Here is a 23877-nt window from a genome sequence, read left to right as displayed (position 1 = left end):
GCCACCCGCTACGACAAGCTCGCTGTCACCTACCGAGGCGCCGTCGTCCTACGCGCCATCACCATCTGGCTGATGACTTAGGAGACATGCCCTAGGCGGACACGATTCGAATCCGCGGACTCTGGACCCGTCCACGCAGCGACTGCGACTGTCGCGTCGATAGGGAGCTCGGGCAGGAATCTGCCCGACCGTCTGAAGTGACGTGCTGGTCGTAAGTCCTCGACGTGCGAACTCAGCTTCCGCGCGTCGCCAGGCCGTCGAAGATCAACTCGCAGATCGACGCAGACAAGCGCACTGCGTCTGCCGACGGGGCGTCAGATGGCCCCTCCACCGCCGCAGTGAGGCCGGCGACCGTGATGGCACCGAAGACGCTCAAGGCCACGGCGCCCGGGTTGGGCACCTGGCGTAGCGACCCATCAGCCACGCCGTCGGCCAACAACTGCTCGATCGGTTCGTAGAACGCAGCCCGCAACGCCAGCGCCAGCTCGGGCAGCCGAGTCGCGCGCCCCAGGTCGCCGACCAATGCCCGACACAGGAACGGATGCTCGAGCATTACCCCCAGCTGCGCCACGACAGCGGCCTCGAGTCGAGTCCGCGCATCCTCGGCGCTCGACACGGCAACGCCGACGGCGCCGGCGATCATGTCCAACAGGTCGCTGAGGAGAAACTCCAGCACGGCGTTCTTGCCGTCGAGGTGGTAATAGATCGTGGCCTTCGGGATGCCGGTGGCCTCGGCGATGTCTTCGATCTTGGTGCCGTCCAGACCGCGCTCCGCGATCAGCTCGGCCGCGCCGTACAACTGGCTGGCCAGCTTCGCCGGCAGCTTCCTCATCGCGCACCTCTGTTCTCTGCCGCCCGACCGGTGCGGCCCGGGCGGTATCGACGTCGTGCACATCGTATGTTGTACTGGAAGTACAAACCAGTGATCCAGACGATCGGTTGTGTTCAGTGAGTCGAGACGATCGGGCCGGGACCCGTGGACCGCTGCGGTCTGCCCTCAGCGTCGGTCACCGCTTCCCGGCCGTGGTGGTGATCGGCTGGGTGCTGGCGGCTGCGGCGCTCTCGCTGCTGGTGACCCCGCTGGGCACGGTGGTCGAACGCAGCAGCACCGCGTTCCTGCCGGAGGACTCCCCGACCCTGCATGGGCTGAGGGTCATGGACGACGCGTTCGGTTCCGGCAACACCCAGTCCTACGTCTTCGTGGTCATCACCAACGACAACGGGCTGGGCGCCCCCGACCGCCGTGTCTACGCCGACCTCGTGCATGCCCTGGGGGACGAGCCGGAACGGGTCTCGGAGGTCCAGGACTACCTCGAGGAGCCTCAGGCAAAGCGGTCGATGACTAGCAAGGACGGCGAAGCGACCTACCTGGTCGTGGGGCTCCGATCCGCGGTCGGGTCGCCGGCCTCAGACGAGGACGTGAAGTGGCTACGGTCGGTCGTCGACGATCTCGACGCCCCGACCGGCACCGAGATCCACGTGACCGGAGACCCGGCGATGATCACGGACCTGACCACGGCGGTAAACGACGCGTCGTTGAAGATCACGGCCGTCTCCCTCGCCCTGCTGGTCGGAATCCTGTGGCTGGTCTACCGCCGGGTCGCCACCGTCCTCGTGTCGCTGGTGACCATCGGCATCGCCCTGTTGTGCACCCGCGGCGCCCTGGCCTGGGCTGGTGAACATGGGCTGGCCCTGTCCACCTACACCGACGCGTTCGTCGTGGCTATCACCTTGGGCGCCGGGACCGACTACTGCGTCTTTCTGATCTCCCGGTTCCGTGAGGAGTACGCCAGGGGCCTCGACTCAAGCGAAGCGGTCGCCGAGTCGGTCTCCCGCGTCGGGCCGGCTCTACTGGCTTCGGCGGCCACAGTCATCCTGGGCGCGACCTGCCTGGGCTTCACCGATCTCGCCATCTTTGCCACCACGGGCCCCCCGATGGCGATCTGTGTCGCGGTCACCGTAGCGGTGAGCCTGACCTTCACTCCCGCACTGATTCGTTGGTTTGGGCCGCGCATCGGCCCCGCCCCGATTGCCCGCGCGGATTCGCGGTGGGCACGCACCGGCCGCCTCGTGGGGACCCATCCGGCCCGGGTCGTGGTCGCAGGGGTGAGCGTTCTAGTGCTTCTGGCTCTGGCGCTGCCCACCATGCAGCTCTCCTTTGACGAACGGGCGGCCCAGCCACCCGATACCCCCAGCAACGTGGGCCTTGCGGCGATGGCCGAGCACTTCCCGCCGAACCAGACGCTGCCGGACTACGTGCTCATCCGTTCCGACCAGGACATGGCCAACACTCGCGACCTTGCGGTCCTGAACGCGGTCAGCACCGCGGTGGCCAAGGTCGACGGCGTCGACCAGGTCCGCAGTATCACCCAGCCCGCCGGAAAGCGTCTCAAACCCGCGTCCATCGCCAACCAGCTCGGCAAGCTCGCCGAAGGACTCCACCAGGCAGACCGCAAGCTTGAGTCCGGGGAGCCAGGGCTAGAGCAGCTCGCATCCGGGTCCGGCGACCTGGCTGATGCCCTCAACCAGGTCTCCTCCGGTGCCGGGAAAGCCGAAGACGGTGCGGCCGAGCTCAGCAACGGAAGCAAGCGGATGGCCAGCGGCCTCGGCCAGGCCGCCGACAGAACGGGTCAGGCCGCTGACGGGGCCCGCCAGCTGCGGGACGGTGCGGCGACGCTGGCCGCTGGCCTCCGAACCGCACACGATCAGGTCGCCCAAGCCGTCGACGGCCTCGGCATGATCGTCGAGGCCCTAGAGGGCGACCCGATCTGCACTGCCGACCCGATCTGCAGACGTTCCCGTGAGGGCCTACGAACGATCTACGCTGGCCAACGCGACCAGCTCCTCCCCGGCCTCGCCGACGCGGCCGCCGGAGCGGACAAGATCGCTGCCGGGGACAGCAAGCTCGCCACCGGCCTCGACCAGCTCGCCGCCGGGCTGCGGCAAGCAGAGTCCGGCAGCAACCGGATCGCCGATGGACAAGCCCAGCTGAGCAACAAGCTCGGCGAGCTAGAAGGGGGCACCGACCGGCTCGCGACCGGTGCCGCCGGCATCGCACCGGGCATCGAGCAGCTCCTGACCCAGACCGAGCAACTCCAAGACGGGCTCGACGACTCCGGCGACTACCTCCAAGACGTCAACCAGCGTGCAGACACACCCGAGGCCGGCGGCTTCTACCTCCCCGCCTCCGCTCTCGAAAAGCCGGACTTCGCGCTGGCCCGGGACGTGTTCCTCTCCCAGGACGGCAAGCTGGCGCGGATCCAGGTGACCGGTGACACCGACCCGCTCACACCCGCCGGCCAAGAGCGCTACGACGAGATCCAGGGCGCCGCGAAGCAGGCCATGAACAACACCCGCCTGGACGACTCCACGGTCCTGGCTACCGGCGCCGCCGGCCTGGGCGCCGACCTGGCGCACTACCTGAAAGACGATGCCGTCCTGGTGGTTGTGGCGGTCCTCATGATGGTGCTGCTCATCCTCATCCTGACCCTGCGTGCCCTGGCAGCACCGCTCTACCTGCTTGCCTCCGTAGTGCTCTCGTGCGCGGCCGCGCTGGGGTTGACCACCCTGGTGTTCCAGCACCTGGGCGGACAAGACATCCACTTCACCGCCCCCGTCATCGTGTTCGTCCTCCTGGTCGCCGTCGGCGCGGACTACAACATCCTGCTGATGAGCCGGATGCGCGAAAGCGGGCTCGCTCTGGACCGCGACCAGGTTGCCCGCGCGGTCACCGCGACCGGACCCGTCATCACCGCCGCCGGCCTGATCTTCGCCTCCACCTTCGTGGCACTGCTGTTCTCTCCCGTCGAGGCGCTCGCCCAGACCGGTTTCGCAGTCGCTGCCGGGCTCTTGCTCGACACCTTCGTCGTGCGCACTCTCGTCGTCCCGGCCTGCGCCGCGCTGTTCGAGGAGGGCAGCTGGTGGCCCCACCCCGGGTCGGCCCACGCATCGGCAGCCGTTGAGCCAGCCCAATACCCCAGGCACCCGTGAACCAAAGACCAGAGAGAAGTCATGACTAGCCAGCAGCTCACCTACAGCCCGTTCGACCCCACAGTGATGGCGGATCCCTACCCCGTCTATCGGCAGCTTCGCGACCACGCCCCGGCGTACTGGTCGCCGGAGGCAAGCACCTGGGTGCTTAGCAGGCACGAGGACGTCTCGGCGGCCCTGGCCGACCCAACGACGTACTCCTCGGCGTCCGGCATCTTCCCCACCCCACCCGGCGTGGACATGACCGAGCTGTTCCTGCCCATGCTCATCATGAGCGACCCACCCCGGCACACGCAGCTGCGTCAACTCGTCAGCAAGGCCTTCACCCCTCGCCGCATCGCCGGGCTCGAAGGACACATCCAGACCCTTGTCGACGACCTCCTCGACACAACCCCCGAGACCGGCCCCTGGGACTTCGTCTCCGAGTTCTCCGGACCTCTGCCCGCGATCGTGATCGCCGACATGCTCGGCGTGCCGCGTGAAGACCGCGACCGCTTTCGGACCTGGTCCACCACCCTGATCCAGTCCAACCCGGTGCGAGGCGAGTTCGGCGCCGGGCTGGACGCCGCTGCAGCCCTCTACGAATACTTCTCCGCATTCCTGGCCGACCGACGCGCGCACCCGCAAGACGACCTCATGACAGCGCTCGTCCAAGCCGAGGTGGACGGCGAGCACCTCACCGAGGAAGAACTTCTCGGGTTCTGCCTTCTACTGCTCGTCGCCGGGCACGAAACGACGACCAACCTGCTGTCCAACAGCGCTGTCATCCTCGCCCAGCACCCTGAGGACCGACGCGCTCTCGCCGACGACCCCGAACTCGTGCCAGCAGCCGTCGAGGAGCTGCTCCGCTACGACTCACCGGTCCAGGGCCTGGCACGCACCCTGACCCGACAGGTCGATCTGCACGGGCAGGCTATGGCAGCCGGCGACACCGTGCTGCTGCTCTTCGGCTCAGCCAACCGTGACGACCACGCGTTCCCCGACGCAGACCACTTCGACATCCACCGTGGCCCCGAACGACAAGTCGCGTTCGGGCGCGGCATCCACTTCTGCCTCGGCGCATCCCTGGCCCGCCTCGAAGCACGCATCGCCCTGCGAGCACTCCTCAAACGCCGCCGTGACTGGGATGTCGACGTCGACTCCGCGGTCCGACTCCGGTCGGGCCCGATCCGCGGGTTCGCATCTCTACCCATTCAGTAGGTCAGCCACTCACCATCCAGTCCAACGAAGGAGTACCCGTGAAGGACCGACCGAAGCCGAGCCGCGCAACAGTCCTCCACGCTCTGATCGAGGAGATCCTCGCCCGAGACGACGGGCAAATCCCCACCAACATCGAAGGCACCGACACCTACTTCAACAACGACGAGGATCTCGCGAACGCGTTGCTGCTCCGCTGGCACACCCGCCTCGTGGCCTCACTAGAACGCGGCCTCGTCGACGACCCTGAAGACCGCAGGGAGGCCGTCATCGAAGCCTGGCGGCACGCCTCCCGGATCTACTCGGGCGTCCGCAGAGTCATCGACGAGATGGCCGAGGACCCGCCCACCGATGTCGTTGCCCACGCCGTGCTGACCACCGCCCGCAACGACTGGGCTGCCATGGCCATTGCAGCCGGGCTGGCCAGCGGCATCGACGAGCTAGGAGCTCGTGTCGGCCAGCGCCTCGAACTCGAGGCGAGACAACGCAACCTCACGGAACAGAGCGCGGCCAACAAGCCTGCAGCGCGATCATTGCTCGGCACTCTGATGGCTCATCTCGTCGGGCGGGGGATCCCGAGAGTCTCTACCGATTCCGTTCGTCCCTCCGGTTCTTCCGGAGCGACGGCGAGCCCTCCGGGCTCTGGGTCGGTTCGACACACGACGCCTGACTAGTCGCCATTGGACTCAGTCAGGTCAGTTCCCCTACGAGATCCGTGATGTGGCGCAGCAGTGGGACCGCGATGGCTTGCTCCTCAGGCGTGAGAGATCTCCAGGCGACCGAGAGTCGGTCGGCGACAAGGCCGCGCTTGGCGGCCAGGAGTTGCTCACCTCGTTCGGTGAGCGTGAGCACGCGCCGGCGGCGGTCGTCCTCAGCCGGGATGCGGCGCAGCAGACCTGCGCTTTCCAGGCTGGCCGCCTGTTGGGTCACCGTCGGTTGGCTCAACAGCGTGTACGTCGAAATGGCGCCGATGCCCTCCAGGCCGCAGATCTGTACAGCATCCAGTAAGACCAACTGCGGCACGGTGACGTCTTCGAAGAGCGGCTGCAGGCGTCCCCTGGTCCGCCGCGCGACCGCGAGCAGAGCCAGCACCGCATCAGCGAACTGGCTTCCGCTGTCCGAACCGACCACTTCACCACCAGCACCCATACGAGCTCCCGTAGTCCATGGCCACTCATTGACAGACCGGCGCCGAGGGCGGATCGACGGCCATATGTTGCGTCACGCTACCGGCCTTCCCTCGACGGACAGTTGTTCGGCAGGCGGCAACGATGGGCATCGAACTGCTCAATAGGCAATGTTGCCCATTGGGCAACAAGCGTCATACTCAGGGCATGGATCGTGGGTTGCGGGACCTCAAGCGCGAGGCGACGGGACAGGCGCTGGCCCAAGCCGCTTTCGAGCTGACTCGTGAGCGCGGGCTGTTTGGGTTCGTCACCGCGGACGTGGTGGAGCGGGCGGGCTACTCGCGACGCACTTTCGGGAACCACTTCTCCTGCAAGGAGGAGGCGGTCGCGTCAGTCGCGTTCGGCGGTGTCGACGACGCCAGCGCGATCCTGGCCGGCCTGCCCGCGGACCTACCGCTGCTCGATGCCCTACTGGCCGTGATGAGGGATCAGTTCACTGCGGACACGCTGGTGAGGATGCGCGAGCTGATGGCGATGGCGCGGGAGTACCCGACGCTGGAGCCTTACGTCCTGGGCGTTCAGCAACGAATGCGCCATACCGCCCAGGAGCTCCTGGCGTCGGTGGCCGGGGACCGGTACCCCGCGATCTACGTACCGCTGCTGTTTGGCGCCGTGTACGGCGCCGTGATGGCCGCCCTAGAGGGAACTCTCGACGTGCACCTGGACGGCGAGAGCGACTACACGCCCGCGTCGATGGACTACAGCTCGTTCCTCGACCTCACCTTCGACTACCTGCGTCACGGCCTCTAACCGCAGCCGCCTCACCCCCAAGGAGCACCCGACCCATGTCCACCTTCTTGTACCGTCTGGGACGAACCGCGTACGGGAGGCCGTGGCTGTTCATTGCCGGATGGGTCGCAGTCCTCGCGGCGGTCGTCGGTGGCATGGCAATCAACGGGGTGAGCGTGAGCTCCGAGATGAAGATCGAGGGCACCGAGGCACAGACCGTGCTCGACCGCGTAGCCGATGAGCTCCCGGAGGCGTCTGGGGGTCAGGCCAGCGTGGTCTTCACCGTGCCGGTCGGCGAGCGCCTCGACACCCCGGAGCGACTCGCAGTGCTCAGCAGCACTGTTGGCGAGGTCTATGAGCTCGAGAGAGTCGTCAACCCTCTCGACGCCGCGCTGAGTACCGCCGAGCAGGGAGCACCGGGCACGCCGCAAGAGAATGCGCCCGGGGATGCGCCAGCCGGGTCGGACCCGGCACAGGCGGCCCCCTACCAGCCGCTGATGGTGGACGGCGCCCCGGTGCCCGGCGTGCTGGTGTCCTCGGACGGGCGGGTCGCGCTGTTCCAGTTCCAGTTCACCGTCGCCTCGACTTCACTGACCGATGACGATGTCTCCTCGGTGCTCGAGGTCGTGGAACGCGCCGAACAGGGCACGGGGATGACCGTTCTCCCCAGCGACTCCCTCGAGGCACTCGAAATCCCCGTCGGCATCGGCGAGGTGATCGGTCTCGCCGTCGCCGCCCTCGTGTTGGTACTCACGTTGGGTTCCCTCACTGCGGCCGGCCTACCCCTGATCACCGCGCTGGTCGGCGTCGGTATCGGCGTCGGCGGCGCCTACACGCTCTCGAACGTCGTCGAGATGAACTCCGCCACCCCCGTCCTCGGCCTCATGGTCGGCCTCGCCGTCGGCATCGACTACGCGCTGTTCGTCGTCAACCGGCAACGACGACTGATCCTCGACCATGGCCTCAACGCGCACGAGGCAGCCGGCAGAGCAGTCGGCACCGCGGGTAGCGCCGTGTTCTTCGCGGGCCTGACCGTCCTCATCGCGCTGACCGCCCTCACCGTCATCGGCATCGCGGTGCTTTCGACAATGGCGCTGGTCGCGGCGTCTACCGTGGCCTTGGCCGTCCTCATCGCCCTGAGCCTGCTGCCCGCACTGCTAGGTCTGGTCGGGGAGCGGATCTGCTCGGACAAGGTCCGAACCCGGCGCCGCGCCAAGTTGCAGGCGGAGTCGCCCGGCGTCGCTGACCACTGGGTAAGGGGGGTGGTCAGGTTCAGGTGGCCAGTCATCGCCGGCGTGGCCGCGATCCTGGTCGTGATGGCGATCCCCGCAGCCAGCATGAACCTGGGCATCCCTTCCGGTGCCACCGCGAACCAGGACACGGCCGCCCGGCAGAGCTACGAGGCCGTCTCCCAGAGCTTCGGCGAGGGATTCAACAGCCCGCTCCTGGTCACCGCGGAGCCCACCCGCGCCGCAGGCAACGTCACGCCCGAGCTGACCGCGAAACTGATCGACGAGTTGCAAGACCGAGACGACATCGTGTTGGCCGCCCCCGTCGGCGTCAACGAGGCGCGCGACCTAGCCGTGTTCAGCATCATCCCCACGTCGGGTCCCGATGACGAGTCGACCAGCGAACTCGTGACGTCCCTCCGCGAGCCCGACCACCCCATTGCCCGGGACAACCAGGTGCAGCTGGGCGTCACCGGGTTCACCGCCATCCGAATCGACATGTCCGACAAGATCGCCAGCGTTCTTCCCCTCTATCTCGGGATCATCATCGTGCTTTCGATCCTGATCCTGACGCTGGTCTTCCGCTCGGTGGTGGTTCCACTCAAGGCCACAGCCGGCTTCCTGCTCAGCATCCTGGCCACCTTCGGAGCTACGACTGCCGTCTTCCAGTGGGGCTGGCTCAGCGACCTCTTCGGGGTCGACACCGGCGGCTCGCTCATGAGCTTTATGCCGATCATCGTGACCGGCATCCTCTACGGACTCGCCATGGACTACGAGGTCTTCTTGGTCTCCTCGATGCGCGAAGCGCACATCCATGGCCAGGGGGCCCGCCAGAGCGTCGTTCACGGGTTCGACCACGCCAGCCGGGTCGTCGTGGCAGCCGCCATCATCATGGTCGCGGTGTTCTCCGGCTTCATATTCAGCCACGACATCATGATCAAGCAGATCGGCTTTGCCCTGGCCGCCGGCATCCTCATCGACGCTTTCATCGTCCGGCTGACCCTCGTGCCCGCGCTCATGGCCGTCTTCGACGAGCGAGCCTGGTGGCTACCTCAGTGGCTCGACCGCCTACTGCCGGACCTCGACATCGAAGGCGACAAGCTTTTGACCATGCTCAACCAGCGGGCCGAGGCCACCGACCGACAAGACATAGAAGTCCCAGGTTGATGGAAACTGACGCACCCAGAGCCGGAACGTCGTCGTCTCGGCCGTGGCAGCATCGCGCTCGGACCCGTCTCGGCAGATCGGTTCGATCTGGTACTGGCCCCGGATGTGCCCCGGATACCTCCGTTGCGCATCGACCTTGCTCGTCGGAAGCACCGCCCCCGTGCGCGGTCTTCACGCTGCGGCCCTCCGCCTCACCCGGCCCGATGGGTCACAAATGACCGCGGAGGTGCCGGTGTCCCCGCCGGAGATAGGCGCGAGCCTCGCCCCCAGCCATCGACGGCCGGGGGCGGGTCGTCAGAGAACGAAGTCTGCCTCAAGGTCGGCGCCACCCCTGGCGTCTCCAGGTCCGCGACCGGCCATGGCGAGCCGGGCCGTCGTTCACGTGTGCTGGATCGTGCTCGCGCAGGTATTCCTCAAGATCAGCAAGCCCTCGGGCGAGATCTCGACGCAGCCTTCGCTCGGCCAGAAACCGGAGTCGTGGCTGGGGGTGTACGCGAACCCACTCACTGTAGATGCTCTCACCCACGTACCAGCATGCACCGGCAGCGACGAGGCCACCCACCAACGTCCACCACACGACTGCCATCACGTCCCATAGGGCGTTCCCCAGATGTTGCCACGCTGGCCCGTTCGGATCCCAATATCCCACTCCACCCACCTCCAGCCCTGGCGGCCGAACCCGGGGGTTCATGATCACCATGTACGCAGGGGTTGGGGTCAGGCTACGCCAAAATGCATAGGAGGAAAAGGGTAGTTTGGCGGCTAGTGATCGCTACCTACGGCCGCTGCCGAGTGGCGTGCCAGACGCGAATCTGATCGACCAGCACGACTGACCCCGACCGGCCGAGCCCGCCGCCGGCAGGACGGCGCCCGGCGGTCGCTTGGCGGAGCAAGGCGAGCGCCATCGCTGGGGGCAGCTCTCAGACGTCTGTGGCCCAACTCTGAAGAGGCGCAGCGCCTGTTCGGCGCGAGCCTCCATCCGCAGTTCACTACGGATGGAGCGCCCACCCCCCACGAACTCGCCAGTCGGACCGTAGCACCAACGTGGGCTGTCTCGGCGGCAACCGGGGATATCGATCTGGACTCCGCAGAACGAGGCCATGTGCTCCTCGATATGCGAGATGCGAACGGTGCCTGAGTAACGACGCTGCCGAGTGAAGTGGAGTCAGAATGGGGACGCTTCAGATCGAGCAGGACAAATCGAGCAGGACAAGTTCGGGATGTCCTGCGCGTCCACGGTCAGCTTCGAAGTGACGCCGCAGCGCCGTGCAGGTCTTGGGTCAGCATGGCCTCGAGCTCCGGAAGGGCCAAGGCCGACTGCGCGGCGTCGCGGACTCGACTGCGTGCGGGCCTATCCCGGGCGGTGGCCAAACGTGCCACCGTTGTCCAGGCCTCCGCGGCTCGGTTGGCTGAGCGCGCCAATGAGGTGGTTGCCTCGTCCCCTGTCATCTGGGCGATCTCGAAAGCCCCCTGCGCCAGGAGCCGGCGGAAGAGGCCGCCGCCGGTGCCTGCCTTCTCGATGAACGCGCCGACGCTGAACAACATGATTTCGAGTTGCTCGTCGTCATGTCGTTCCCAGCCCGCAATGTCCGTGGCAAAGGCACGCGCTGCGGCGACTCCAGCGCTGTGGACCGTCAGACCGGCGGCGTCACCCGGTTCTGAGGTTAGCCCGTCGAAGATTCTGGTGGCGCTGGTGGGATTGCTCATGGCGTGGGCTGACTGGGCGAATGCCTCAGCCGCCGTGGATGCCAGATCCGGCAGCACAGCGGGCCACCTGATGTTGTACACCGTATGTCGCGTCGGTTGCGGGAACGACGTGGAGCGGCGTGCCCGCGCAAGGGCTTCATAGGGGACCTCCTGGACGTCTTCGCGATCGTTGTCCACCACCAAGGCCACTTGCGCGTGGTCATCGAATCCGATCACCACGATGTCGTGGCGACTCATCGAGAGCTTGACGCGCAGATAGGGCAGCTCGGCGATGTCGGCCCAGAGCATCACTGGACGACCACCCTGGATCTCAGCGCGTACCCAGTTCCACCCCTCGGCGGGATCGTCAGTGACCCGCTGCTCGACCGCTCCGCCCAGCCGACGGGGCAGATCCAGCTCGAGCTCTCCGCCACGGCCAACCAGGTACAGGGGTGGGAAAAGGTCTACCGAGCGCACATAGGAGAGACCGAGCGCGCCGCCGAGAGTGAACACAAGACCTTCGCTGGGAGGGCCGTCCCATCCGAGTCCGGCCCACTCCAGCAGGTCTCGCAGGGCGCCGGACCCACAGTGCCCACCGATCCGATGCGGGTAGGGCGACACCCGTGCAGAAGCATGACTAGTAGTCATGTCGCGGTCTTCCGCGTCCGAGCCTGCGAGTGGGCGGTGATCGGTGGCAGTCAACCTCTGCTCGCTGAGGGATCACGGCCGCGGCTCTCTCGGAACGTCTGTCGGACCGCCGGTCTCGTCGGTGGTCTTGGTGATGGCGCTGCTCATGGCGCTCTCCAGGGTTCGTGCGTACGCAGCCGCGAAGTGGGTGACGTCGACGAGCACGAACATGGCCGTCGAGGTGAGCACCCTCTGCCCCTCCGGGTCGGTGATGGTGGCTTCGACCTGAAGTCGACGCCCATCGCGGCCGGTGAGGTGGGCTTCCAACCGATAGGTGACGTCCAAGAGGACAGGCTGCAGGTACTCGATCTCGAGGCGTCGAGTCACCGCCGGGCCGCCCACTAGGTACTGGAGGAATCCATAGAGGTCGTCGATGACCGTCGCCAACGCGCCACCATGAGCGATCCCCGGCGCGCCTTCGTGCCGGTGGTCGAAGGCGTGCGCAGCGACCACGCCGTCCCCCGCACGTCGCACCTCGAGATGGTGGCCATGCGGATTGTCCTCGCCGCAGCCCAGACAGTTGGCGTGGTGTGAAGCGAGGCGAGCTCCGTCGTCAGGAGGACGGAACTTCTCTGCAAACGTCGCGATCAGGTCATCAAATCGACTCATCCCGCGACCCGGCCGCCCACGACAGTGTCAATCCAGCGTTCAAGGACATCACGTTGCCACTTGGGAGGATGCGGGACGAGCATCCCGCTCACTCCTCGACCTAACAGGAGATCTAGCGTCAGCTGGATCAGAACCGGATCCGTGGTGATCCAGACGCGACATACCTCCCGAAGCTCGGCGTGCACCCGCTCCTCGGCCGGAACCAGCTGCCGTCGAAGGTCCTCGTCGGTGCGTGCCGCGGCCCACAGCTCCAACGTGGCTCCGTACAGCGGCCCGGACAACGCCTCAGCGAGGAGCTCCAGGGCCGCAAGTGCTGCCGGCCTGCTCGGTTGAGCCGAGGGGTCCAGACTGTCTCCGATCCGTATCGCGAGGCTGTCTTGAACGTGCGTGAGACGTTGCTGTGCCAGATGCTCGACCGCCGCCACGACCATCTGGTCTCGCGTGCCGAAGTGGTGGAGCTGGGCGCCTCGCGACAAGCCAGCTCGCTCGGCTACGGCAGGGCCAGTGGTCCCCGCGTACCCCAGCTCCGCCAAGCAAGCAACCGTGGTGTCTAACAACAGCCGGCGGGTTGCTACTGCCCGAACTTGTCGGTCCTGCACGCCAGCGGTCATGTCGAACACTGTACATACATACATGCATGTATGCCCGGCCGGCTTGAGCGAAACGCCATTGCGTCGACCAACGTCTTCCATCGTCAGTCGCCCATTCGTCGGCGGGCCATAACACGGCTCACGGACAGAATCGACGCTGTACGTGGTCGCGGGCGCTGGACTCGAAGGCCGCGCGCAGATCGGCCGACTAGGCGAGGCGCGGAGTCCTCGAAACAACCGATGCAATTCGACGCATCGAGGTCAGGCATGCCGTGACTGCGAATTTGATCGCATCCCATGCGAGTACCAGGACGAAGAGGTTCAGCCATTCCGGGGCCCCGGCCGCCATCGCGAGCCGGATCGTCTGCACGGATACGGCGCACGCGAATGCGAGCGCGACGAGGGCAACTGCCATGCCGACTGTGGGTCGCGAGGTGCGGACGCGGCGGAGCAGAAAGTTGGAAGGCGCGTACGCCTGGAGCAGCCTGTAAAGAACCGCAACCGAAATGACGACGGGCGCCGCGACGAGTTGAATCAACACCTTGCACCCTCCGGGACTGGGCAACGACGAATCCTGAATATGGCGAACATTGCGCCTCCCGCAGCCGAGCCGCACTCGTTGTGGATGGCGGCGACAATGACTGTCCTAAGGCGCAGAAACGGCACGAGCATCCGCGGCCAAGCCGTGCCCAACCGACGCCTCCGCGCCAACGCCCTCAGCACGTCGCACCGCTAGGAAGGCATGCCGTCGATCCACCCGTTGGGCATCTGTCGATGCTCGCCCACCGGCGGGCAAGTCCGACGTGACCCGGTACCGATCACGGTAGGCCGCGACGGTGGCTACGGCGGCCCGCCAAGCGAGGAGGTCGGATGCGGGCGGCTCGCCGAGCCGGCGTATCCACGGGGCACCCTCGTCGACGGCATCCGCAGCCAGCGCGGCTGCCCGACCTTCGATGAGGTGCTTGCGCTCCTCGATCGCCCGGCGGTCCTCGGCAGGCATCTCTCCCATCGGTTCCGGAATGAGACCGGCGATCAGACGCGGGCGAAGCCGACAGCCGCGAGGCAGGGACGCCGCCGCCTTCTCGACCCGGTACTGAAGCACCGCCGCGACGTCGTCCGCGTCGTCCAGTGCGTGCCGTCCAACGACGAGCCGGACCAGCTTCTCGAGGTCGTGGTGGTACGCCTCAGCCCGGCGGAGGGCCGCGGTGAGAGGCCCGAAGGCGCTCGACTGAACGACCGCCTCATGCTGTTCAGGCGTGAGGCCGGATCGGCACAGAAGCCGAACGAATCTGTCGTGCTGGGCGTCTGCCGCGATTGTCTCGAGCTCGGCGGCGAGCCGGTCGATGCCGCCATGGATCGCGTACTCGGCCTCCATCGTCTGATGCGCGGACATGCTCGCGCCGCTGTGTTGAAGCACCCCGAAGAGCACAGTGCGAGCCGTGACGTCATCAGGCTCGGGAGTCGAGTGGCTGTCGTCAGGCTGGTCGAGAGCCACGTAGGCGATGTTCGACTCCCGACCACGGCTCATTGAGACATAGAGGTTCTCCCGGGTCGTCGACGGTGTGACGACGACGTGGGAAGTGTCGACGGTGATGCCCTGGGCCCGATGTGCCGTGACGGCGTAACCGAGGTCGACGTACTCGCCGACGTACTCAGCTGGCAGCACCGACTTGCCGTATCGCCGTGGATCGAGCCGGTCGACGAGCACCGAGCCGTCGCGGCGGATGTCGACCACCCGCCAGCGGTCGCCGTTCTTGACCCAGCCGCCACGGGAGGTCCGCAGACCTCGCTCGTTGCGCCGGGTGATGACGACATCTCCGACCGAGGCCCTGGTGCCCGCGGCCAGGGGGACCTCCCGACCATCGACAGCGCCGTCGAGCAGCAGCCGCTCGGCTCGGGCGCGCTCGTTCAAAACCCGCACGGCGTGGGACGACTCGGTCACGAGGATGCTCGCCTTGCCGGCGTTGCAGTCCGCACGCCATGCCTCGTAGGCCCGGTCGAGCATCTCATCGGTCAGTCCCTCGCGGACCCGCTTCTGCCGGATGTACGTCGAGATGATCTCGACCTCACCCCGGCGAAGAGCGAGAGAGGCGTGCTTCTCCCACTCGTTCACGAAGCGATGAATGTCGGTCAGCTCGGGGGCACCGGCGCGTCGGTCGACCAGGAGCGCGAAGACGCCTCCAGCCTCGACGGACTGGAGCTGGTACGGGTCACCGACGAGGAGGACTTTGGCGCCTGCTGCCTCCGCGATGCCACTGATCCGGTCGAGCGTCGTCGTTCCCGCGAGCGTGGCCTCGTCGATGATTACCAGTTGCCCGGCGCACAGGGCCGTCCGCTCGTGGTCGAACTCATGAAGCCACTTCGCCGTGTTGTCACAGGCGACCCCCAGGTCATCAGCCAGCGCCTGCGCAGCGGCCGCAGAGGGCGCCAGACCAATGACACTGCCCTGCCCGTGCTCGGCGATCCACGACGAACGAAGGGCTCGCATCGTTGTCGTCTTGCCCGCACCCGCGGGACCGACGAGCAGATCCACCTGTCGGCCTGACGTCGTGATGCTCTCAAGGGCGGAGCGCTGCTGACAGCTGAGTCGAGCCTTCGAGTGCGTCGCCACCCGCCCCAGCACGCTAAGCCGCACGGTCGGTGCGTTCGTGGCTTCCGACCGCTCGAGGAGCCGTGCTTCCGCCTCGATGATCGCTGTCGATGAGTACTTGGCCGAGTGCCGCGGTCGGAAGAGGCTCGTGCCATCCTCACGCTGGAAGCGAACCGGACTGGTCGCCAACTCCGGCGGAGTCAGCGACACCGATTGACGCTGAGCAGCATCGACCACCATGGACACGACTGCCTCGCGGTCCGAGGTGGATGCAAACAGGAGGTCCATCGTCTGCTTCGAGGCCTCGGCCAGCAGGTTCCAGTGGTTCCAGGCTGCCCTCTTCACCTCGACAGCGGTCACGACGTCGGAGGCGATTGCCTCGATAGCGGCCAGAAGAACGTCGGCGGCGATGAGCGGAGCGCCACCCGCACCCAGGAGCGTTGCCGCCCACGCGGTCGCGTCGACGCCGACCTGGTCGGATGCCCGGCGGCGCCACTCAGCGGTGAGGTCGACGAGCGACCTCAGCTCCTTGGGTGGCCGAGTGGCCAGGGTCGCCTGGGCACGGAGCTCGACGATGACTCTGCCCGACGGCATCCGACCGTGCCTCGCGACGTACTCCCCGATGAGTTCATCCTTCTTGAGCTCGATCTCGCGGGTTCGGCTCGAGAACTCTGCGATGAGCTCATCGCTGACGCCGACGATCTCCCACTGCGGGTTGCGGTCGGCGCCTCGCTGACGAAGCTCCCAGTCGACTCCGACATCGCGCGAGAGTCGGTCGGCGAGGAGAGCGTCGTAGTGGGCAGACAGACCGGTCCTCGACGCGAAGACCGGACGACCGTCGAGACTGCGCCAACGTCCGTCCATCTGGGTGAGGACCTTGTTGGACACGACGACGTGGGTGTGGAGCTGCGGGTCTCCGGCCCGCGAGTCGAAGTGGTCGTAGGCAACGGCGGCGACACCAACGATGCTGACCTGGGCGACTGCGCCGTCGCTGTCGGAGATGCCGGCGCGTGTGGCTGCGACTTCACGCTCGAAGTAGTCGATGACGTCAGCGACAGCCGCATGGTGTGCCTCCACGATTCGCTCCTGCGTCGACGCATCGGCGACACCCCACAGCACGGACACGGACTTGGGCACGCTGAAGGTGAGGTCGAAACCGGCCACCGCATGGCGCACGCCTAGCGCGCTCTCCTCGGATTCGATCCTCTCCGACTCGGCGGCACAGTCCTCCGGAGTCATCTCAGGGTCGAGTGCGGCGACGCGCTCGTGGATGCGATCAGCGATGCGCTTGTACGACGGGTAGGCCCGGCCGAGCTGTTCCCCTGTGATCGGATCGCGACCCATACCAACCAGCAGCGCGAGCTGGTCCTCCGTCACCTGCATGCCGGGCCTGAGCTCACCGCCCCCGAAGGCTCTTACCCCCGAGCCCATCCAGCGGCCGGGCGGGGCCCCAACGTCGGAGTAGTAGCGCGTGAGCGGTGTCGACAGCGCTCGGTTGCCGTCGCCGGCGGCGACGCTGCGCAGCAGGTACTGATAGCCGCTGCCCGCGGACATCCGGCGCATCGAGACCGTCATGGCCGCTTGCCTTCCACAGGGTTCAGGTGCGGCCTGCCATCCACACCCCCTCGATCTGCACACCGTGTGAAGCCGATAGGGGATGAGGTGCAGGAGACGGGCAGGCCTGGAAAGGCAGCAAGGGAACAGGTGGCGGGATCGAAGGGGTGACAGTGAGGGCGACGAGACGGAGAGCAAGAAGGGGATGGGTAGGTCGAGAAAGTTGGAAGGCGGAGAGCACCTGAGCGGTGGCCCGGAAAGGCGAGAAGCGACCGGGTGCCAAATCCAGGATCGGACCCTACGATGAGGCTCAGACGATGCCCGCACCGCCGCGGGTGTCATCTGTGCCTCGAGCCGAACAGCGAGAGGCAGCGGGACAAAGCGCCATGAAGATTCGACTCGGGTTGATCTCCTGTGCGACCGGCACACTGATGTTGGCCGCGGTCTCCGCGTGTGGCGACAGCGAGGCGGGTCCTCCGCCATCGCCGTCCGCGTCATCTGCGCCGACCGCAGCAACGACGAGCGCCTCGGCGACGTCGACATCCGATCTCGCGACCATCGACGCCACCGCGGCCATTCGGAACTACTACACGGTGGTCGACGAGCTCCGCAGCGATCCGTCCTCCGATCTCGAGCAATTGAAGTCCGTCGCGACGAGCGCACAGCTCAATGCGGTTCAGACTCTGATCCGCCGTCAACGTAACGAAGGTCAGCGCCAAACCGGCGCGACGTCGATCGGCGAACTGACGGTGCAGTCGGTCAACCTGGACAACTCGGACCCGAACGCCGGCAAGGTGCCCGCGGTCGTCATCGACGTCTGCTGGGACGTCAGCAAGGTCGACGTGCTCGACGAGAGCGGCAAGTCGATCATCTCTCCCGACCGCCCGGACACCGGGTGGACGCGTTACACCGTCGCGAACTACGCGTACGCCGCCGATCCGACCGGCGGCTGGCGTGTGGCGACGGGACAAGACCTCGAGCAGACGCCATGCCCAGCATCCTGACTCGCCTCGCCCTGACAGCGCTGGCAGCCGCCGGCCTCTCGGTCCTCGTCCAGGCCGAGTCATACGCGGACACCGTGTGCTCGCAGACCGACCCAGCGACGGGCCAGTGCCTGATCTGGATCGAGGTGCCGGGCACTCCGGGCACGCCTGGTGAGCCAGGTGACGACGGGCCGCAGGACACCGGCAGCGGAGCAGCCTGCTACTGGGATGGCACCAGCCAAGGCATCACGCATCCTCCGCCCGGGCCGGTCCCGTGCTCATCGCCCGCGGGCTACTGGTCGAACAGCTACCACTGCTACATCAGTCTGGTAGAGCCCCAGCCGCCAGCGGGCGACCCGAGCTGGCAGGGTCACGAGCCCGGCGACGGCGCCGTATACAACTGCTACCAGCCGCAGACGGGTCTGCTCATCACTATCTGGTCCTACGACCCGCCGCCGAACTCGGGCATCGGACCGACGCCGCGTGACGTCGCCCAGCTCGCGATCGAGCAGATGCGTCTCTCAGCCATCAACATCGGCATCGCTCCGGAGCCCGGTCCGGACAGCATCGGCCTGGTCGGTATGCCGGTCTGGATGTGGGCCGAGAACCCGAACGCCCACACCGTCGGTCCGATCAGCGAGAGCGCCTCCGCCGGCGGCATCACGATCACAGCCACGGCGGAGTTGCTTCACATCACCTGGGACATGGGCGACGGCACCGAGGTCGTCTGCGAAGCGGTCGGCACGCCGTACAAGCCGTCGTACGGGAGGAAGGACTCTCCTGACTGCGGCCACACCTATAGGGAGTCGAGCGCGCACGAGGCCGATGACGCCTACACCGTCACCGCCACCTCGAGCTGGGTCATCACGTGGTCGGGCGCCGGCCAGACGGGGACGATTCGGCTCGACGGCCTCAACCGCTCGACACAGATCCGGATCGGCGAGGCGCAGGTGCTCGTCAACTGACGGGCCGCGCGGGAGGTACGACAAGGTGTCCACAACGGCCCGAGAGGCGCGAAGGACAGGCCCGCGCAACGCCACCCCAGAGGCGGCCGCCACCATCACTCCCCCGCCCAAGCTCCGAAGACGCCCCGCGCTGGTAGTCGCCGCGGTCATCGTGACCGCGCTCGGCTGCCTGATCGGCGCGTGGGCCTGGAGTTCGACGACGAACACCCAGGAGGTACTTGCTGCCCGCGACACGATCCACCGCGGCGAGGTGATAGATGCCGAGGACGTCCAGCGGGTCAGGATCAATGGCGACCCGGCGCTGTCCCCGCTGCCCGCTTCGGAGTACGAGGAGATCGTCGGTCAGCGGGCAGCCCTCGACATCGCGGCGGGCGGCCTGCTCACAAGCGAGTCGACTGCCGACGAGCCGCTACCTCCGCGAGGCCAGTCGATTGTCGGGATCTCCCTGACACCCGCGCAGGTCCCTGGCATGGCCCTATATGGCGGCGACAAGGTCCGCATCATCGTCACACCTGGTGACAACGGCGAGGCGCCGGCGAGCTCGCCGCAGTTCACGGTCGCTGAAGTCGTCGCAACCTACGTGGACGAGACGACAGGCAACACGGTCGTCAACGTCCTGGTGCCGTACGCCGACGCGGGCGTCCTCGCCGCACGCGCCGCCACTGGGAATGTCGCCTTGGTGCTGGACTCCGGAGCCGAATGATGGCTGTCGTCTGCCTGACCTCCGCATCCGGATCGCCCGGCGTCACCGCGACGGCCGTGGGCCTCGCGTTCTGCTGGCCGCGTCCAGTGCTGCTCGTGGAAGCCGACCCGACCGGCGGCTCCGGGATCCTCGCCGGATTCATGAAGGGCACGACGCCGTACTACGCCGGACTGATCGAGCTTGCGCTCTCGCCGCTTGGTACAGCGGATGCGCTACGCGACGTCGTCCGGCCCCTGAGCCCGAACGTCTCCCTCGTCGCGGGAACGCGGACACACGCTCAGGCAGCGGCACTCCGCGATGTGTGGGAGCCACTCGGCTCGGCTTTGCGCGAACTGGAGGCAAACGGGCAGGACGTCATCGTTGATGCCGGCAGGCTCGGGCTGACGGGATCACCGCAGCAACTCCTGGACACGGCTGACGCATCCCTGCTGGTCACTCGCGCAAACCTGCCATCGATCTCCGCAGCACGTTCGTGGGCCGAGACCGTTCGCCAGCCCGGGACCGGGTGGAGACATCCAGGCCTGCTGCTGATCGGCGAAGGACAGCCGTATCGAGACACCGAGGTCTCCAAGGTGCTCGGTATGCCGGTGGTCGCCGACGTCCCCGACGACCCGGCAGCCGCCGCGGTCTACCACCGCGGCGCGCACCCACCTCGTCACTTCGAGACCGGGCCCTACGTCCGGGGTCTACAGGCCGCAGCACAGTCGATTCAGGCGCACCTCGCCCGTGGTCTGCTCGCCCAGGTCGAGGGGGCTCAACGGTGACGGAGGCCTCCCGCTACATGAGTGAGTACGGCGAGCTTTCGCGGCTGCCGCTGTTCAGCCAGCCGTCCAACGGGACAACGCCGGCCCCCGCCAAGCTCGGCGCTCCGGTCACCGCTCCCCCGCCGGCAGGCCCCGAAGTCGACTGGTCCGTCGTGTCGGAGCTGCGTGCGCGTGCGTCCGAGCAGCTGAGCCAGGCCGTCGGTTCCGACCGGAGCAGGCTAGACAAGGCGGCTCAGCAGGAACTCGGCCGGTCGATCGTGCTGGACTTCATCGAGTCGGCGATGGCCGAGCACGTCGACGCCGGCCGCGGGACCTGGAGCCAGGTCCGCCAGCAGGCGACGGCGCAGGCGGTCTTCGACTCGCTCTTCCGGTTGGGTCGACTGCAGCCGTTGGTCGACAACGACGGTGTCGAGAACATCGTCATCGTCGGCCACGACAACGTCCTGCTCGAGCTGGTTGACGGCACGTTGATCGACGGCCCACCCGTCGCGGACTCCGACCAGGAGCTCATCGACTTTCTGGTCTTCCTCGCATCGCGCAGCGAGGTCAACGCTCGCTCCTTCTCCGAGGCGCAGCCGCGGCTCCATCTGCGGCTGGACGGCGGTTCCCGCCTGGCCGCCGCAGCATGGGTCACGCCCCGTCCATCGGTCGTGATCCGACGGCACCGGCTGATGCACGTCACGCTCGACGACCTCGTCGCAAGAGACATGATGACGCCGACTGCAGCATCGTTCCTACGCGCCGCTGTCCGAGCACGACGTTCGATCGTCGTCGCCGGCGCCCAGGGCGCCGGCAAGACGACCTTGGTCCGCGCGCTCTGTGCGGAGATCGACGCCATGGAGGCGATCGGAACCTTCGAGACCGAGTACGAGCTCCACCTCCATGAGCTCAACCGCCACAAGGTCGTCCACGCCTGGGAGGCACGTCCGGGATCCGGTGAGCGCGGGGCTGATGGCCGCCAGGCGGGCGAGTTCACGCTCGACGAGGCACTCGTCGACTCCTTCCGGTTTAACCTCTCGCGCCAGATCGTCGGCGAGGTACGAGGCAAGGAGATCTGGGCGATGATCAAGGCGATGGAGTCGGGCACCGGCTCCATCTCGACGACCCACGCGGCTGATGCGGCCTCCGCTGTCCGCAAGCTCGTCACCTGCGCGATGGAGGCCGGTCCACACGTCACCCAGGGCCTCGCGACCAGCAAGCTCGCGGCGACGGTCGATCTGATCGTCCAGCTGAGCATGGAGAACAAGGTCGTCCCCGGCGGCGCGCAGCGTGAAAGGCGAGTCTCCGAGATCATCGCCCTGGCCCCCGGCGAGAAGGAGGTCGGATACGCGACCACGCAGGTGTTCCGTGCCGATGCGTCAGGTGTCGCCGTACCGGACGTACTTCCCGACGAGTACCGGGCGCTGACACGCCACGGCTTCGACCTGGCGGCGTACCTCTCGACCCAGCCGTACGGAGTGCAGCCGTGACTCCCTTGCTTCCCGCCCTTGCCGGCGGACTGATCACCATCGGCATCCTCGGCATCGTCGTCGGCCTGCGACCGACGGCCGAACCACCTCGCGAGAGGCACATGTCCCGGGGCCGCGTTGCGGCGTTGACCTCGCGCACCCGAGTGCTGCTACTGCTCGGAGCCGGGCTGGGCCTCCTCGGATGGGCGATCACCGGGTGGGTACTCGCGCTGGTCATCGCGCCGGTCGCGGTCATAGGATTGCCGGCTCTGCTGTCCGCTCCCCCGGCGGCCACTCAGATCAACCGGCTGGAAGCGATGGAGGAATGGACTCGCTCGCTCTCTGGCGTCCTGACCGTCGGGATCGGGCTCGAACAGGCGCTGGTCGCGACACTGCGCTCCACGCCCGCGCCGATCAACGCCGAGGTCAGCCGGCTCGTTGCTCGTCTTCGTGCGCGGTGGGACACGGAGACCGCACTCCGCGTCTTCGCGGACGAACTTGACGATGCGACCGGCGACCTGATCGCTGCGAACCTCATCCTCGGAGCACGCCGCCGTGGCGCCGGGCTCGCGAGCGTCCTCGAAGGTCTCGCGGAGTCGGTCGCCGCTGACGTCCGGGCGCGCCGGCAGGTCGAGGCCGATCGGGCCAAGCCGCGTGCGACCGCCCGATGGGTGACACTCATCAGCGCCAGTGTCCTGCTTGTCCTGGCCCTGTCAGGCCAGTACGTCGAGCCGTACGCGACCGCTATCGGTCAGGTCATCCTCGTCGTTCTTCTCTCGGCCTACGTCGCCACCTTGATCTGGATGCGCAGCATGGCTACCGGCAAACCGCTGCCGCGTTTCCTCCAAACTCGACTCGATGTGGCGGCGACCCCATGATCACCGGTCTCCAGCTGGCGATCTTGTCCGGTGGCCTTATCGGCCTCGGACTCACCCTGGTCGTCGCGCGACTCGTGCCCGCTCAGCCGGACCTCGCCGACGCCTTGGAGCGTGTCTCCTCCACGCGACACCGCACCACCGCCAATGCCTCCGCTGCCCGGAATGGCAAGGAACGACTCGGGCTTTGGGGCATGCGCGTGCTGCCGCCGGGACTGTGGGTGCGCACGCCGACCCGCGAACTCGCCCTGCTACGGATCTCAATCGCGCAGTTCTACGGCGAGAAGCTCACCTTCGCCGGCCTCGGACTCCTCATTCCGCCCGGCCTCACGCTTCTCTTCAACTCCCTCGGGCTGGGCCTCCCACTCCAGGTCCCGGCACTCGCGTCGCTCGCCCTGGCGGCCGTGATGTTCTTCATTCCTAACTACAACGCGCTTGACGATGCCCGGAAGGCCCGCGTCGAGTTCGCCCGGGCGCTCGGCGCCTACATCGATCTGGTCGCTCTCGAGCGTCACAACGGCATCGGCGTCCGTCAGGCCATGGAAGCAGCCGCGGAGGTAGGAGATTCGTGGGTCTTCACCCGGCTCTCCGAGGAGCTGACCCGGTCGCGCTGGTCGGGCCTGCCACCTTGGGATGCGCTGCACACCTTGGCAGAGGAGCTCGGGCTTCCCGAGCTGGACGACTTCGCCGACATCATGCGGCTCTCCGGTGAGGAGGGAGCGAGCGTCTACGTCACCCTGCGTGCCCGATCCGCCGCTATGCGCACGGCGATGCTCAACGACGAGATTGCCCAGGCGAACGCCGTCGGCGAGCGCATGACGATCCCAGGCTCGCTACTCGGCGTCATCTTCATGGCCCTCCTCGTAGCCCCCTCATTGCTTCGCATGTTCACGACCTCATGAACGGAAGAGACAGATCAAGGAG

The 23877-nt window shown here is 67.1% G+C and carries 20 protein-coding genes and 1 pseudogene; 13 read left to right on the top strand and 8 right to left on the bottom strand.

The genetic code is table 11. The features are described from left to right. Window positions 1–232 precede the first annotated feature (232 nt). Window positions 233–832 carry a TetR/AcrR family transcriptional regulator gene (locus G514_RS0121700; RefSeq protein WP_028653462.1) on the bottom strand — a complete coding sequence of 200 codons (600 nt, stop codon included), beginning with the start codon at window positions 830–832 and terminating at the stop codon, window positions 233–235. Between the two features lie 191 nt (window positions 833–1023). On the opposite strand from G514_RS0121700, the gene G514_RS28295 reads away from it, so the two are divergent. Genes G514_RS28295 through G514_RS0121685 form a run of 3 tightly spaced genes read left to right on the top strand, consistent with a single transcriptional unit; the run spans window position 1024 to window position 5861 of the window. Next, the gene (locus tag G514_RS28295) at window positions 1024–3990 is read left to right on the top strand and encodes an MMPL family transporter (RefSeq protein WP_245582301.1); all 2967 of its coding nucleotides are present in this window, start codon (window positions 1024–1026) and stop codon (window positions 3988–3990) included. Window positions 3991–4011: 21 nt separating this feature from the next. Then, window positions 4012–5190 carry a cytochrome P450 gene (locus tag G514_RS0121690; protein WP_028653461.1) on the top strand — a complete coding sequence of 393 codons (1179 nt, stop codon included), beginning with the start codon at window positions 4012–4014 and terminating at the stop codon, window positions 5188–5190. 38 nt (window positions 5191–5228) lie between these two features. Next, window positions 5229–5861 (top strand): hypothetical protein, encoded by a 633-nt coding sequence (locus G514_RS0121685; protein ID WP_028653460.1) that lies wholly within the window; start codon window positions 5229–5231, stop codon window positions 5859–5861. Between the two features lie 16 nt (window positions 5862–5877). Here G514_RS0121685 and G514_RS28290 read toward each other — a convergent pair whose 3' ends face one another. Beyond that, the gene (locus tag G514_RS28290; protein WP_157545114.1) at window positions 5878–6336 is read right to left on the bottom strand and encodes a MarR family winged helix-turn-helix transcriptional regulator; all 459 of its coding nucleotides are present in this window, start codon (window positions 6334–6336) and stop codon (window positions 5878–5880) included. A gap of 122 nt (window positions 6337–6458) precedes the next feature. Between G514_RS28290 and G514_RS0121675 the strand changes: the two genes are divergently transcribed. Together G514_RS0121675 and G514_RS0121670 are read left to right on the top strand one after the other, a co-directional pair. Further along, the gene (locus G514_RS0121675) at window positions 6459–7124 is read left to right on the top strand and encodes a TetR/AcrR family transcriptional regulator (protein WP_084152290.1); all 666 of its coding nucleotides are present in this window, start codon (window positions 6459–6461) and stop codon (window positions 7122–7124) included. 35 nt (window positions 7125–7159) lie between these two features. Then, entirely contained in the window at window positions 7160–9499 is a 2340-nt protein-coding gene (locus G514_RS0121670; protein WP_028653458.1) for an MMPL family transporter, read from the top strand. A gap of 1239 nt (window positions 9500–10738) precedes the next feature. On the opposite strand, the gene G514_RS0121660 is transcribed toward G514_RS0121670, so the two are convergent. Together G514_RS0121660 and G514_RS31235 are read right to left on the bottom strand one after the other, a co-directional pair. Continuing rightward, window positions 10739–11833: a BtrH N-terminal domain-containing protein gene (locus G514_RS0121660; protein ID WP_051248001.1), complete on the bottom strand. Its 1095-nt coding sequence runs from the start codon at window positions 11831–11833 to the stop codon at window positions 10739–10741. Window positions 11834–11905: 72 nt separating this feature from the next. Beyond that, the gene (locus G514_RS31235; protein WP_245582300.1) at window positions 11906–12259 is read right to left on the bottom strand and encodes a PaaI family thioesterase; all 354 of its coding nucleotides are present in this window, start codon (window positions 12257–12259) and stop codon (window positions 11906–11908) included. A 9-nt stretch (window positions 12260–12268) separates the two neighbouring features. On the opposite strand from G514_RS31235, the gene G514_RS31230 reads away from it, so the two are divergent. Then, window positions 12269–12406, top strand: coding sequence for a hypothetical protein (locus tag G514_RS31230; protein ID WP_245582299.1), 138 nt, complete (start codon window positions 12269–12271; stop codon window positions 12404–12406). 71 nt (window positions 12407–12477) lie between these two features. Here the strand turns inward: G514_RS31230 and G514_RS0121650 are convergent, their stop codons facing one another. From G514_RS0121650 to mobF, 4 genes and pseudogenes are all read right to left on the bottom strand, one after another. Beyond that, window positions 12478–12906 carry a hypothetical protein gene (locus G514_RS0121650; protein WP_245582298.1) on the bottom strand — a complete coding sequence of 143 codons (429 nt, stop codon included), beginning with the start codon at window positions 12904–12906 and terminating at the stop codon, window positions 12478–12480. A gap of 6 nt (window positions 12907–12912) precedes the next feature. Then, a pseudogene (locus G514_RS31390) lies at window positions 12913–13092 on the bottom strand (TetR family transcriptional regulator); the annotation flags it as partial. 187 nt (window positions 13093–13279) lie between these two features. Further along, the gene (locus G514_RS28285; RefSeq protein ID WP_036565816.1) at window positions 13280–13612 is read right to left on the bottom strand and encodes a hypothetical protein; all 333 of its coding nucleotides are present in this window, start codon (window positions 13610–13612) and stop codon (window positions 13280–13282) included. Between the two features lie 105 nt (window positions 13613–13717). After that, a complete protein-coding gene (gene mobF, locus G514_RS0121640) occupies window positions 13718–17236 on the bottom strand; it encodes a MobF family relaxase (protein ID WP_028653454.1) in 3519 nt (1172 codons plus the stop codon). Window positions 17237–17601: 365 nt separating this feature from the next. Between mobF and G514_RS30535 the strand changes: the two genes are divergently transcribed. The 7 genes from G514_RS30535 (at window position 17602) to G514_RS0121605 (ending at window position 23855) form a co-directional block, all read left to right on the top strand. Beyond that, window positions 17602–18219 (top strand): hypothetical protein, encoded by a 618-nt coding sequence (locus tag G514_RS30535; RefSeq protein WP_157545112.1) that lies wholly within the window; start codon window positions 17602–17604, stop codon window positions 18217–18219. Continuing rightward, the gene (locus G514_RS0121630; protein WP_028653452.1) at window positions 18204–19163 is read left to right on the top strand and encodes a hypothetical protein; all 960 of its coding nucleotides are present in this window, start codon (window positions 18204–18206) and stop codon (window positions 19161–19163) included. Before G514_RS30535 ends, G514_RS0121630 begins: the two co-directional genes overlap by 16 nt. Window positions 19164–19314: 151 nt before the next feature. Continuing rightward, complete coding sequence (locus tag G514_RS28280; RefSeq protein WP_051247994.1) at window positions 19315–19866, top strand: SAF domain-containing protein; 552 nt, start codon at window positions 19315–19317, stop codon at window positions 19864–19866. Next, a complete protein-coding gene (locus G514_RS0121620) occupies window positions 19866–20630 on the top strand; it encodes a CpaE/TadZ family protein (RefSeq protein WP_028653451.1) in 765 nt (254 codons plus the stop codon). The genes G514_RS28280 and G514_RS0121620 overlap by 1 nt, the downstream gene beginning before the upstream one ends. Next, window positions 20627–22099 (top strand): TadA family conjugal transfer-associated ATPase, encoded by a 1473-nt coding sequence (locus G514_RS28275; protein WP_036565814.1) that lies wholly within the window; start codon window positions 20627–20629, stop codon window positions 22097–22099. The genes G514_RS0121620 and G514_RS28275 overlap by 4 nt, the downstream gene beginning before the upstream one ends. Beyond that, entirely contained in the window at window positions 22096–22956 is an 861-nt protein-coding gene (locus tag G514_RS0121610; RefSeq protein ID WP_036565813.1) for a type II secretion system F family protein, read from the top strand. Before G514_RS28275 ends, G514_RS0121610 begins: the two co-directional genes overlap by 4 nt. Continuing rightward, window positions 22953–23855, top strand: coding sequence for a type II secretion system F family protein (locus G514_RS0121605; RefSeq protein ID WP_036565810.1), 903 nt, complete (start codon window positions 22953–22955; stop codon window positions 23853–23855). Before G514_RS0121610 ends, G514_RS0121605 begins: the two co-directional genes overlap by 4 nt. The last annotated feature ends 22 nt before the right edge of the window (window positions 23856–23877 follow it).

Source organism: Nocardioides halotolerans DSM 19273, from assembly GCF_000422805.1.
GTDB classification, from domain to species: domain Bacteria; phylum Actinomycetota; class Actinomycetes; order Propionibacteriales; family Nocardioidaceae; genus Nocardioides; species Nocardioides halotolerans.
The sequence above is the reverse complement of the archived record's forward strand: the minus strand, read 5'-3'. Positions and strand labels throughout refer to the sequence as shown.